Raw genomic sequence first — 12,376 nt, forward strand, 5'->3', positions numbered from 1 at the left:
TTACGTAGGAATTGTGGAATAGCCAAGCAAGCTCGGAGCTTATGACCAGTAGCACAACGGCCGGTGCAGCCCATCTGGACACGTCCACCCAACCTCCATTGCTGAGGATTACGGGGGATTGGACGCTTGCCCACTATGCGAACCTGAAGAAACTGTCGGAAAAACTCGACGGCCAGTACGACGCTGGTGCACGCATCGACCTTAACGGCCTGGGCGCCCTGGACACGGCCGGCGCCTCGCTGCTGGTGGAGTTGCTCGGCCCCGAGCGCATCGAACAATCCGCCGAACAGACCGACTGCAGCCTCTCGACCGCCGACCGCGCATTGCTCAAAACCGTCTACCGCTCCCTTAATGACTTCTGTGTGCCGGTCAAGGAGCCGGAAGAGGCCGCCGGCATTATGTTGCTGGCACGCATCGGCGGCGCGGTGCACACCGTCTGGCGAGACGGCCTGAAGTTGCTCGGCTTTATCGGCCTGATCCTCGAGACCTTCGCCCGTGGTGTGTTCCGGCCCAAGCGCTGGCGCGTGACGCCGATGGTCGCGCATATCGAACAGACCGGCCTCGACGCGGCGCCCATCGTTGCCCTGCTGACCTTTCTGGTGGGCGCGGTGGTGGCGTTTCTCGGCGCCACCGTGTTGGCCAGTTTTGGCGCGAGCATCTTCACCGTGGACCTGGTGGCGTTCTCGTTCCTGCGGGAATTTGGCGTATTGCTCACCGCGATCCTGATGGCCGGCCGCACCGCCAGTGCGTTCACCGCGCAAATCGGCTCGATGAAGGCCAACGAAGAAATCGACGCGATCCGCACCCTGGGCCTGGACCCGATGGAGTTGCTGGTGCTGCCCCGGGTACTGGCGTTGCTGGTGGCGCTGCCGATGCTGACGTTCCTGGCGATGATCTCGGGCATTATCGGCGGCGGCGTGGTGTGTGCCGTGGCCCTGGATATTTCACCGGCGATGTTCCTCTCGCTGCTGCACTCGGACATCGGCGTGCAGCACTTTATCGTGGGCATGATCAAGGCGCCGATCTTCGCCTTCCTGATCGCCGCCATCGGTTGCCTTGAAGGTTTCAAGGTCAGCGGCAGTGCTGAGTCGGTCGGCGCCCACACCACGTCCAGTGTGGTGCAATCCATTTTCGTGGTGATCGTGCTGGATGCGGTCGCCGCCCTGTTCTTCATGGAGATGGGCTGGTGAGTCGTTTACGCCGTGCGCCCGCCGAGGCGGTGATCGAAGTCCGCGGGCTGTGCAACCGTTTTGGCCCGCAAAGCGTGCACGAGAACCTCGACCTGGATTTGTACAAAGGCGAGATTCTTGCGGTGGTCGGCGGCTCCGGCAGCGGCAAGTCGGTACTGCTGCGCAGCATCATCGGCCTGCGCCAGCCCAGCGAGGGGCAGGTACGAGTATTCGGGCAGGACTTGCCGAGCTTGTCGGAGCACGCGCGTTCGATGGTTGAACGGCGCTTCGGCGTGCTGTTCCAGAAGGGCGCGCTGTTTTCCTCGCTGACGGTCACCGAAAACGTCGCCTTGCCGCTGATCGAGCATGCCGGCCTGAGCCGTCCGGATGCCGAGCACCTGGCGGCGGTGAAACTGGCGTTGGCCGGGTTGCCGCTGTCGGCGGCCGACAAATACCCTTCGTCACTCTCTGGCGGCATGATCAAGCGCGCCGCCCTGGCCCGTGCCCTGGCGCTGGACCCGGACATCCTGTTTCTCGACGAACCCACCGCCGGCCTCGACCCGATCGGTGCCGCGGCCTTCGACCAACTGATCCTGACCCTGCGCGATGCGTTGGGCCTGAGTGTGTTCCTGGTCACCCACGACCTCGACACGCTCTACACCATCACCGACCGCGTGGCGGTGCTGGCGCAGAAAAAGGTGCTGGTGGCAGACGCCATCGATGTCGTCTCGAAAACCGACGACGCCTGGATTCACGAATACTTCCATGGCCCACGGGGCCGCGCGGCATTGGATGCCGCTCAACTGCTCAACGAGGTATGACATGGAAACCCGAGCCCATCATGTGATGATCGGTCTGTTCAGCGTGATCGTCGTGGTCGGCGCCATGCTGTTTGGCCTGTGGCTGGCCAAATCCAGCGTCGACAGCGCGTTTCAGGATTACGAAGTGATCTTCAACGAGGCCGTCAGTGGTTTGTCCCAAGGCAGCGCGGTGCAATACAGCGGGATCAAGGTCGGCGATGTCACCAGCCTGCGCCTCGACCCGAAAGACCCGCGCCGTGTGCTGGCGCGTATCCGCCTGGCCGGGCAGACGCCGATCAAGGAAGACACCCAGGCCAAGCTGGCCCTGACCGGCATCACCGGCACCTCAATCATCCAGCTCAGCGGCGGCACGCCCCAAAGCCCGGAACTCACCGGCAAGGACGGCGAACTGCCGCAAATCATCGCCTCGCCGTCGCCTATCGCTCGCCTGCTGAACAACAGCAACGACCTGATGACCAGCATCAACCTGCTGCTGCACAACGCCAACCACATGTTCTCCCGGGAAAACGTCGAGCGCCTGAGCAATACCCTGGACAACCTGCAACAGACCACCGGCGCCATCGCCGATCAGCGCGGCGATATCAAAGTGGTGATGCAGCAATTGCTGCAGGTGAGCAAACAGGCCAGCGCCACCCTGGAGCAAACCACCGCGTTGATGCGCAACGCTAACGGCTTGCTCAACGATCAGGGCAAACAAATGTTCGGCAGCGCTGAAAAGGCCATGCAGTCCCTTCAACAAAGCACGGCCACCATCGACACCTTGCTGACCAACAACAAGGATTCCCTCAACAGCGGCATGCAGGGCCTCAACGAATTGGCTCCGGCCGTGCGCGAACTGCGGGAAACCCTGAGTTCGTTGCGCGGTATTTCCCGCCGCCTGGAAGCCAACCCCAGCGGTTACCTGCTGGGCAGCGACAAGAACAAGGAGTTCACGCCATGAAGCGTGCTTACCAAGTGATCGCCCCCGTTGCCCTGGCATTGATCAGTGCGTGTTCGATCCTGCCCAAGGCGGATCCTTCGGACGTGTACCGGTTGCCATCGGCGCAGACCACCACCCAGGTCAGCCCGGTGGCCTGGTCGCTGCGGGTGGCCAAGCCGCAGACCAGCGAATTCCTCGACAGCCCGCGGATTGCCGTGGTGCCTAACGGTGACCTGATCAGCAGCTATGCGAATTCACGCTGGAGCGATCCCGCACCGGTGTTATTGCGTAACCGCTTGCTGGATGGGTTCCAGCGGGATGGACGGGTGACATTGCTCAGTACCGATGAGACCAATCTGCAGGCGGACTTTGAGCTGGGCGGGCAATTGCAGGCGTTTCAGAGTGAGTATCGCGGCAGCGCGGTTGAGGTGGTGATACGCCTGGATGCGCGGCTGGTACGCGGGAGTGATCAGCGGATTATTGCCAGCAAGCGGTTTGAGGTGAGGCAGCCGGTGGGGGATACCAAAGTGCCAGCGGTAGTCGCCGGGTTTGGTCAGGCTGGGGATACGCTGAACAGGCAGGTGGTGGATTGGGTGGTGGGGCAGGGCAATACAGCCGCGAAAAGATAGCCCCAACCTGTAGGAGCGAGCTTGCTCGCGAAAATCGTCAACGATAATGCGGGGAACCTGATTCCCCGCGTCGCTCTCAAGCTTTTCGCGAGCAAGCTCGCTCCTACTGGGATAGTGGTTTAGCCGAAGAACCAGTAGCAGACGGAAATCGCCGCCACCACACCGGCAAACTCCGCCAACAACGCACACCCCACCGCATGCCGCGCTCGCTGGATCCCCACCGAGCCAAAGTACACCGCCAACACATAAAACGTGGTCTCGGTACTGCCCTGAATCGTCGCCGCCACCAGCGCCGGGAAGCTGTCCACGCCCTGAGTCTGCATCGTTTCAATCAGCAACGCCCGCGCCGCGCTGCCGGAGAACGGCTTGACCATCGCCGTCGGCAACGCATCGACAAAACGCGTGTCCATGCCCGTCCAGGCCACCACATGGCGAATCCCTTCCAGGCCGAAATCCAACGCGCCGGACGCCCGCAACACGCCTACCGCACACAGCATCGCCACCAGATACGGCAGCAGGTTCTTGGCGACGTCGAAGCCCTCTTTGGCACCCTCGACAAACGCCTCGTAGACCTTGACCTTACGCAGCGCGCCGATCACCAGGAACACCATGATCAGCCCGAACAGCGTCAGGTTGCCGAGGATCGAGGACAAGCCCGCCAGCGCAGTGGCTGAGAGCGTCGCCAGCAAGGCCATGAAGCCACCCAGTACCAGCACACCCGGAATCAGATACGCCAGCACCACCGGGTCCCACAGCCGCAGGCGTTGCATCACCGCCACCGATAGCAGGCCCACCAGGCTCGAAGCAGTGGTTGCCAACAGGATCGGCAGGAACACCAGCGTCGGGTCGGCTGCACCTTGCTGGGCGCGGTACATGAAGATGGTCACCGGCAGCAGGGTCAGGGAAGACGCATTGAGCACCAGGAACAGGATTTGCGCGTTACTGGCGGTGTTGGGGATGGGGTTGAGTTCTTGCAGCGCCTTCATGGCTTTCAGGCCGATGGGGGTGGCCGCGTTGTCGAGGCCCAGGCCGTTGGCGGCAAAGTTGAGGGTGATCAAGCCGATGGCCGGGTGGCCGGCGGGCACTTCCGGCATCAGGCGGCGGAACAGCGGCCCCAGCGCCTTGGCCAGCCAGTCGACGATCCCGGCTTTCTCGGCGATACGCAGGAACCCGAGCCACAAGGTCAGCGTGCCGAACAGCAGCACCATGACCTCGACCGACAACTTGGCCATGGCGAAGATGCTTTCCACCATCGCCGCAAAGATGCCGGCGTTACCGCCGATCAGCCATTGCGCCAGTGCGGAGACCATTGCCACGATAAAAAAGCCAAGCCACAGGCCGTTGAGCATCAGTTGAATCCCCCGAAAGATGGGGCGAATGATAGCGGGGCTGGCAGAAACGACAAACCCCGGATTTCCCGGGGTTTGTGTACGAGGCCGTTCTGGCGATCAGCCGCGAGAGGTCTCGCCGGCTGGCAGCACGTCCTTGGTACGCCAGTGCGGCAGGGAGTTCCAGTAGCGCTCGCCCTTGGCGTCGTCGTACATGCCTTCCCAGCGGGAGATGACCAGTACGGCCAAGGCGTTACCAATCACGTTCAGCGCGGTACGGGCCATGTCCATGATGCGGTCGACACCGGCGATAAACGCCAGGCCTTCCAGCGGAATGCCCACACTGCCCAGGGTCGCCAACAGCACCACGAAGGACACGCCCGGCACGCCGGCGATGCCTTTGGAGGTGACCATCAGGGTCAGCACCAGCATCAGTTGCTGGCCAATCGAAAGGTCGATGCCATACAACTGGGCGATAAAGATCGCCGCGATGCTCTGATACAGGGTCGAGCCGTCGAGGTTGAACGAGTAGCCGGTCGGCACCACGAAGCTGCAGATCGCCTTCGGCGCACCGTAGGCTTCCATCTTCTCGATCACACGGGGCAGCACGGTTTCGGAACTGGCGGTGGAGTAGGCCAGCACCAGCTCATCCTTGAAGATGCGCATCAGCTTGATCACCGAGAAGCCAAACAGGCGGGCGATCAGGCCGAGTACCACAAAGGCGAAGAACAGAATGGCGACGTAAACCAGGATCACCAGCTTGGCCAACGGCAGCAGCGAGGCGAAGCCGAAGTTGGCGACCGTCACCGCGATCAGGGCAAACACGCCGATCGGGGCGTACTTCATGATCATGTGGGTGACTTTGAACATGCTCTCGGACACGCCCTGGAACATGGTTACCAGGGGCTCGCGCAACTCAGGCTTGAGGCTCGACAGGCCGAGGCCGAACAACACCGAGAAGAAAATGATCGGCAGCATGTCGCCACGGGCGACGGCGGCAAAGATGTTCGACGGGATCAGGTTGAGGATCGTCTCGATGAACGCATGCTCATGCTGAACTTCGGCGGCAGTGGCCGTGTATTTGGAGATGTCGACGGTACCCAGGGTACTCATGTCGATGCCGGTACCTGGATGGAACAGGTTGGCCAGCAGCAGGCCGACCACGATGGCGATGGTGGTGACCACTTCGAAGTAAAGGATGGTTTTCACGCCGATCCGACCGAGTTTTTTCGCATCCCCAACACCGGCGATTCCGACAATCAGCGACGAAATCACGATCGGGATAACGATCATCTTGATCAGGCGGATAAAGATATCGCCAGCGGGCTGCAACACGTTGCTGATCCACCAGGCCTTTTCAGCACTGAAATGGTTAAGCACCGCACCGATTGCAATCCCCAGCACCAGACCGATGAGGATCTGCCAGGCGAGGCTTAGCTTTGCCTTCTTCATGTCATTACCCTTACTTCAAGTGGACTCAGGCAGATGCGCCAGCAGCTGGAACGCTCGAGAGCGAAAAAGTGTGTGCATCTGCCCCCGTAGAAGGTCACCGCAGTTGGCCGATATGGCTCACTGACAGGCGAAAAAAGGCGCAACTATTCCGATGCAAGGAGGCGACGTCTAATGCCGTAAACGCCTACCCCATGCCGAATCGGCATGAGTTTTTTTGAGTTTTTCTGTCTGAACGGTCAGTTCGAATACGACATATTGGCAGGCATAAATGCCGCGAACCTGCCATTTCAGGCTCGTGCGGGGTTTTTCGAAATTCTACGGCCGCGGCTGAAAACCCCTGAAAATTCCTACGCATACCATCGGAAAACTCGTCTGGCAGGAGACAAACTTTCTCGATAGATGGTCACGTGGAAACACCAAGAAATGGTTGGAGTGATGCAAAAAGGAAAATTGCCGCTATGGGCGGTATGACAGAAGCGGGCATAGGAGCCATAAGCCCGTCGCAAGTTCCACAAGCCATCGGCTTGCGGACTTGCGTCGCAGCTTTTCACCTGACCCGGCCCTCACGCAGGCACTCCGTGTCCCCGTAGGTCACGCCGATCCTATCGATCAGAGCAACCCGGCCCCTTGGTCATGCACCGCCCTTGTCGGGCCGTGCAAACAGAAAGAAGCGTGGCGCTCCTTTCTATGGACGATAAGCCGGTAGACGACAGCGTCGTCAGACCAAACCTAGTACCAATTCGGATCTTTCTTGAGCTGTTCCATCAACAGCTTCTTCATGCCGTCGTCCGGCTTGCCAAGAAAGCGGTAGTCGGCATGCCGTGTTGGCGACTTGTCCGACGGCAGGCCGGCCGGAACTTCCACCAACATCGCGTAGGCATCTTCCTTGTCGAAGCTGAAGGCGACGATCAGGCGCTTGTTCAGGCACGTGTCTGCCGTTTCGCAGAGCGGCCCTACCAAGTACTTGTCACCGTCCTCTTCAACGGCATTCATTTGTTCAGCGCTGCCCGAAAGGTTCATCACCCATTCCGGCAGACGCTCTTCCTTCTTGACCACGCTCTGCCAGGTTTCGCGGTACTGCGGGTCCGAGCTCAGCAGTTCGTTGGCCCGGGACTGGCCGTCATTGGCAGCCAGCACCAGGCCACTGCCGCCCAACAACAGGGCGGCAGCCAGGGCTTTAAGGGACGAATTGAACATGTTTAGCCTCGGCCACGACGGCCAAAGAAGAACGAAGCGATGAACATCACCAGGAAGACCACAAACAGAATCTTGGCGATACCCGTGGCGGTGCCCGCGATACCACCGAAGCCCAGGACTGCAGCCACAATGGCGATGATCAGAAATGTGATTGCCCAACTCAACATGGTGATTCTCCTTACGCTTCTTTTAGGGGTAACAGCGGTAATGCCTGCGGTCGCTTGATCCAAGCGACCGTGTCTTGCCTAGAACACCCAGCGTTCCTGAGAGGGCAGGTCGCCGAGGGTGGAATCCTGTTCAACCGCCGTCAGTTGCGGGGTTGTCACGTCAGCAGCGGTAGCGCCGACTGAACGAAAATGGGTCTGAGTCATCATCGGGCGTTCGAACTGCGCGGGGGTGTGCTGACCCTGCTGCCAATGCGCCAATTGCTGACCGCCAATCAAGGTCACCATCAGGGCCAGGCTGGCAAACAGCCCCTGTTGCAGACGCAGTGGCGATACACGCAGTTGGGTGAGGCTTTGGCGAGTCATGCTGTATCTCTCCCGCATTCTGATTATTCGTTGATGAAGCTCGTATGAGGGGTATTGCAGCCTGCGTGCCAGTTTTTTAACAAAATAAAACTCAATGAATTCAACAAGTTAAAAACAAAAGCGCTTTGACACCACGAGCATCCTGCACGATGGCCCTATCCATGCCGTGCGAAATGCACGATGGTCAGTGGTCGGATCGAGGGATAGGAATGCAACCGCAGGTTGCCGAAGAGGGAAGAGAGGGATCAAAACGCCATGAATGGGCGTCTTTGTAGGAATAAGCGCAGATACCTGCGCGATGACGGCTTTAATCAATCAGAATAAACCATGCAACTTGCCCGATTATTCCGGGACTAAACAACATCATTCATTCTTAAGGAGCGCGGGACAGATGGAATCAGCCAAGGAACTTCAAGGCCGCATTCTTTTAGTGGATGACGAGTCCGCGATCCTTCGCACCTTCCGTTACTGCCTGGAAGATGAAGGCTATACCGTAGCCACCGCCAACAGCGCCGCCCAGGCCGATGCCTTGTTGCAACGCCAAGTGTTTGACCTGTGCTTCCTGGACCTGCGGCTGGGCGAAGACAACGGCCTCGACGTACTGGCGCAAATGCGCATTCAGGCGCCGTGGATGCGGGTGGTGATCGTCACTGCCCATTCGGCCGTCGACACCGCGGTGGATGCCATTCAGGCCGGCGCCGCCGATTACCTCGTCAAACCTTGCAGCCCCGACCAATTGCGCCTGGCCACGGCCAAGCAACTGGAAGTGCGTCAACTGTCGGCGCGCCTGGAAGCCCTGGAAGGCGAAGTACGCCAGCCCAAGGACGGCCTCGACTCCCACAGTCCCGCGATGATGGTGGTGCTGGAAACGGCACGCCAAGTGGCGGGCACTGACGCCAATATCCTGATTCTCGGCGAGTCCGGCACCGGTAAGGGCGAGCTGGCCCGGGCCATTCACGGCTGGAGCAAGCGCGCGAAGAAATCCTGCGTGACTATTAACTGCCCGTCGCTGACAGCCGAGCTGATGGAAAGCGAACTGTTCGGCCACAGCCGCGGCGCGTTTACCGGCGCCAGCGAAAGCACCCTCGGCCGCGTCAACCAGGCCGACGGCGGCACGCTGTTTCTCGATGAGATCGGCGATTTCCCCCTTACCTTGCAACCCAAGTTGCTGCGCTTTATCCAGGACAAGGAATACGAGCGTGTCGGTGACCCGGTCACTCGTCGCGCCGACGTGCGTATCCTCGCCGCCACCAACCTGAACCTGGAAGACATGGTCCGCGACGGTCGTTTCCGCGAAGACCTGCTGTACCGCCTGAATGTCATCACCCTGCACCTGCCGCCCCTGCGCGAGCGTAGCGAAGACATCCTGACCCTGGCCGACCGGTTCCTGGCGCGCTTCGTGAAGGAATATGCACGACCGGCTCGCGGGTTCAGCGATGAAGCCCGTGAGGCGCTGCTCAACTACCGCTGGCCCGGGAACATCCGCGAACTGCGCAACGTCGTGGAGCGGGCCAGCATTATTTGCCCGCAGGAAAAGGTCGAGATCAGCCACCTCGGCATGGCCGAACAGCCGACCAACAACGCCCCGCGTATCGGCGCGGCGCTGAGCCTGGATGAATTGGAAAAAGCCCATATCGGCGCCGTGCTGGCCACCAGTGACACCCTGGACCAAGCGGCCCGGACCCTTGGCATTGATGCGTCGACGCTTTACCGCAAACGCAAACAATACAACCTGTGAGCTGTAGCCTATGAAGCTTGCGATGAAGCTGCGCACTCGGCTGTTCCTGAGTATTTCCGCGCTGATCACCGTTGCCCTGCTGGGGTTGCTGCTGGGCCTGGTGAGTGTCATGCAAATGGCCAAGACCCAGGAGTCCTTGATTCGCAGCAACTTCATCACCCTGGACCTGGGGCTCAAGCTTCGGCAGACCCTCGGCGATCAGTTGATGATCATGCTCAACGAGCAGCCCGATCGTGCCGCGCTCAACGACTCCAAGCGGCACTATTTCGCCCTGCTGCAACAAGGCATCGATCACGAACAAAAGGAGGCAGTCACCCGCGGATTTACCCAGGCCAAAACCAACTACCTGAGCTTTCTTGAGGCGTTCGAAAAAAATGAAAACGCGCCGCCGCAACTGCGTAACAACGACGAGCTGACCGAGCGCTTCAACGTCTTGCGCAACGGCCTGATCGCCGAGCACAAGAAGGCCCTGGACAACATCAACGACACCGAACACAAGTCCCGTGAGCGCGCGCTGTTGATTGCCGGCCTGCTGGGCCTGGTGGGGTTGGCGGTGCTGATCATCGGTTTCGTCACCGCCCATGGTATCGCCCGGCGCTTTGGCGGGCCAATCGAAGCCCTGGCCAAGGCCGCCGACAAGATCGGCCAGGGCAACTTCGAAGTCACGCTGCCCATTTCCTCGGCGGCCGAGATGAACCTGCTGACCCGGCGCTTCGGCATCATGGCCGAGGCGTTGCGCCAGCATCAGGCAACCAATGTCGATGAGCTGCTCGCCGGGCAGCAACGCCTGCAGGCGGTGCTCGACAGCATCGACGACGGCCTGCTGATGATCGACCGCCAGGGCCGCCTGGAGCACCTTAACCCGGTGGCGCAGCGCCAGCTGGGCTGGGACGAGAATCGCCTGGGCCAAGGCCTTGGCGAGGCCTTGGGCCGCCCGGAACTGGATGAACAGCTGCACCTGGTGCTACGCGGCGGCAACCTGGAGCGCGCGCCTGAAGACCTGGAAGTGGAAGTCGAAGGCGAGCTGCGCCTGCTGACGTACAGCCTGACGCCGGTCAGCCATACCCAGGGACACATTCTGGGCGCGGTGATGGTGCTGCACGACGTCACCGAACAACGCGCCTTTGAACGGGTGCGCAGTGAGTTTGTGTTGCGTGCCTCCCATGAGTTGCGCACCCCGGTGACGGGCATGCACATGGCGTTCGGCTTGTTCCGTGAACGGGCGAAGTTTCCGGCGGAGTCTCGCGAAGCGGACCTGCTGGATACGGTCAACGAAGAAATGCAGCGCCTGATGCAGCTGATCAACGACTTGCTCAACTTCTCGCGCTACCAGAACGGCTTGCAGAAACTCACTCTGGGCCCGTGCGACATCAGCGACCTGCTCGAACATGCCCGTGCCCGCTTCGCGGAGCAGGCGAATGCGCAGAACATCGAACTGCTGGTTGAAGAGCAATCCCCACTGCCAAGACTGCACGCCGATCGAGCGCAGTTGGAGCGGGTGCTCGACAACCTTTTGGGTAACGCCCTGCGACACACCGCCGACGGTGGGCAGATTCGCCTGCAGGCGCGTCGCCATGGAGAACGGGTGATTGTCAGCGTCGAGGACAACGGTGAAGGCATTGCCTACGGCCAGCAGGGGCGGATCTTCGAACCGTTTGTGCAGGTAGGCCGCAAGAAAGGCGGTGCCGGGCTGGGCCTGGCGCTGTGCAAGGAGATCGTGCAGTTGCACGGTGGGCGCATGGGGGTTTATTCGCGGCCGGGACAGGGGACGCAGTTCTATATGGCGCTGCCCCTGTAGCGCACACGCGCCTGCCGTTATTGGTGATTCAGCGCCCGCAGGATCGCGGCACTTTCAGCATCCGGCGTCCCGTCATACAACGACGCCCGGAAATGCATCTGGAACGCGGCCACCACATGCCGCGTCGCCACATCCAGCTCGCCCGTTTGCGGCGTCGGATAGCCCAACTTCGCCAACTCTTCCTGAAACCAGGTAATGCTCGGAAAATCGCTGGCGTACTGCACCTGGTAACGCGCAACCGCCTTGGCGTCCGGCCACATGCCCAGCCCTTCATCCGCCAGGCGCTTCCACGGGAACAACGGCCCCGGGTCCAGCTTGCGCAGCGGGGCAATGTCGCTATGGCCGATGATGTTTCTCGGGTCGATGCCGTTACGCTTGCTGATGTCCTTGAGCAGCACCACCAGCGACTGCACTTGCGCCTCGGAGTAGGGATACCAGACGCGGCCCGTCGGCAAGTCGCGATACCCCGGGTTCACAATCTCGATGCCAATGGAGCTGGAGTTGAGCCAGGTGCGGCCCATCCATTCGCTTTCCCCGGCGTGCCAGGCGCGTTGGCTTTCGTCCACCAGCTTATAGATGATGGCAGACGCATCGTCGCCGATCAGGTAATGACTGCTGACCTGGCCGTGGGTCAACAGCGCGAGGGAACGCTCAAGGGACGCCGAGGTGTAGTGCACGATGACGAACTGCACCCGGTTGTCGTGATTCACCGACGGATGGCTGGTGTTCAGGCGAGGGCCGCTGGCGCAACCGGCGAGCAGGAGAAGCAGTAAGGCAGAACACAGAAATTTCATG

The 12,376-nt window shown here is 60.8% G+C and carries 12 protein-coding genes; 6 read left to right on the top strand and 6 right to left on the bottom strand.

Features of this window, described 5'->3' with window-relative positions; genetic code table 11:
* Window positions 1-41: 41 nt before the first annotated feature.
* Genes HX855_RS24770 through HX855_RS24785 form a run of 4 tightly spaced genes read left to right on the top strand, consistent with a single transcriptional unit; the run spans window position 42 to window position 3,538 of the window.
* The gene (locus HX855_RS24770) at window positions 42-1,190 is read left to right on the top strand and encodes an ABC transporter permease (RefSeq protein WP_177084567.1); all 1,149 of its coding nucleotides are present in this window, start codon (window positions 42-44) and stop codon (window positions 1,188-1,190) included.
* Window positions 1,187-1,990: an ATP-binding cassette domain-containing protein gene (locus HX855_RS24775; RefSeq protein ID WP_177084565.1), complete on the top strand. Its 804-nt coding sequence runs from the start codon at window positions 1,187-1,189 to the stop codon at window positions 1,988-1,990. Before HX855_RS24770 ends, HX855_RS24775 begins: the two co-directional genes overlap by 4 nt.
* Window position 1,991: 1 nt before the next feature.
* A complete protein-coding gene (locus HX855_RS24780) occupies window positions 1,992-2,930 on the top strand; it encodes an MlaD family protein (protein ID WP_177084562.1) in 939 nt (312 codons plus the stop codon).
* Entirely contained in the window at window positions 2,927-3,538 is a 612-nt protein-coding gene (locus HX855_RS24785) for an ABC-type transport auxiliary lipoprotein family protein (RefSeq protein WP_177084560.1), read from the top strand. Before HX855_RS24780 ends, HX855_RS24785 begins: the two co-directional genes overlap by 4 nt.
* A gap of 119 nt (window positions 3,539-3,657) precedes the next feature.
* Here HX855_RS24785 and HX855_RS24790 read toward each other — a convergent pair whose 3' ends face one another.
* The 5 genes from HX855_RS24790 to HX855_RS24810 all read right to left on the bottom strand — a co-directional run bounded on the left by HX855_RS24790 (window position 3,658) and on the right by HX855_RS24810 (window position 8,045).
* On the bottom strand, window positions 3,658-4,887 hold the full coding sequence (locus tag HX855_RS24790) for a nucleoside recognition domain-containing protein (RefSeq protein WP_177084558.1): 1,230 nt from the start codon (window positions 4,885-4,887) through the stop codon (window positions 3,658-3,660).
* Window positions 4,888-4,986: 99 nt separating this feature from the next.
* Window positions 4,987-6,318, bottom strand: a complete 1,332-nt coding sequence (gene gltP / locus HX855_RS24795; protein ID WP_177084556.1) for a glutamate/aspartate:proton symporter GltP — start codon at window positions 6,316-6,318, stop codon at window positions 4,987-4,989.
* A 729-nt stretch (window positions 6,319-7,047) separates the two neighbouring features.
* Window positions 7,048-7,515, bottom strand: a complete 468-nt coding sequence (locus tag HX855_RS24800; protein ID WP_177084554.1) for an inhibitor of vertebrate lysozyme family protein — start codon at window positions 7,513-7,515, stop codon at window positions 7,048-7,050.
* 2 nt (window positions 7,516-7,517) lie between these two features.
* On the bottom strand, window positions 7,518-7,682 hold the full coding sequence (locus HX855_RS24805) for a DUF1328 domain-containing protein (RefSeq protein ID WP_003170804.1): 165 nt from the start codon (window positions 7,680-7,682) through the stop codon (window positions 7,518-7,520).
* Window positions 7,683-7,760: 78 nt separating this feature from the next.
* Window positions 7,761-8,045 carry a hypothetical protein gene (locus tag HX855_RS24810; RefSeq protein ID WP_177084552.1) on the bottom strand — a complete coding sequence of 95 codons (285 nt, stop codon included), beginning with the start codon at window positions 8,043-8,045 and terminating at the stop codon, window positions 7,761-7,763.
* A 391-nt stretch (window positions 8,046-8,436) separates the two neighbouring features.
* On the opposite strand from HX855_RS24810, the gene algB reads away from it, so the two are divergent.
* Both algB and HX855_RS24820 read left to right on the top strand, forming a co-directional pair.
* A complete protein-coding gene (algB, locus tag HX855_RS24815) occupies window positions 8,437-9,783 on the top strand; it encodes a sigma-54-dependent response regulator transcription factor AlgB (RefSeq protein ID WP_010168658.1) in 1,347 nt (448 codons plus the stop codon).
* Between the two features lie 10 nt (window positions 9,784-9,793).
* A complete protein-coding gene (locus tag HX855_RS24820; protein ID WP_177084550.1) occupies window positions 9,794-11,581 on the top strand; it encodes a KinB sensor domain-containing domain in 1,788 nt (595 codons plus the stop codon).
* A 17-nt stretch (window positions 11,582-11,598) separates the two neighbouring features.
* On the opposite strand, the gene HX855_RS24825 is transcribed toward HX855_RS24820, so the two are convergent.
* On the bottom strand, window positions 11,599-12,375 hold the full coding sequence (locus tag HX855_RS24825; RefSeq protein ID WP_177084548.1) for an N-acetylmuramoyl-L-alanine amidase: 777 nt from the start codon (window positions 12,373-12,375) through the stop codon (window positions 11,599-11,601).
* Between the last annotated feature and the right edge of the window lies 1 nt (window position 12,376).

Origin of the sequence: Pseudomonas sp. IPO3778, assembly GCF_013386825.1 — a bacterium.
Lineage (GTDB): Bacteria > Pseudomonadota > Gammaproteobacteria > Pseudomonadales > Pseudomonadaceae > Aquipseudomonas.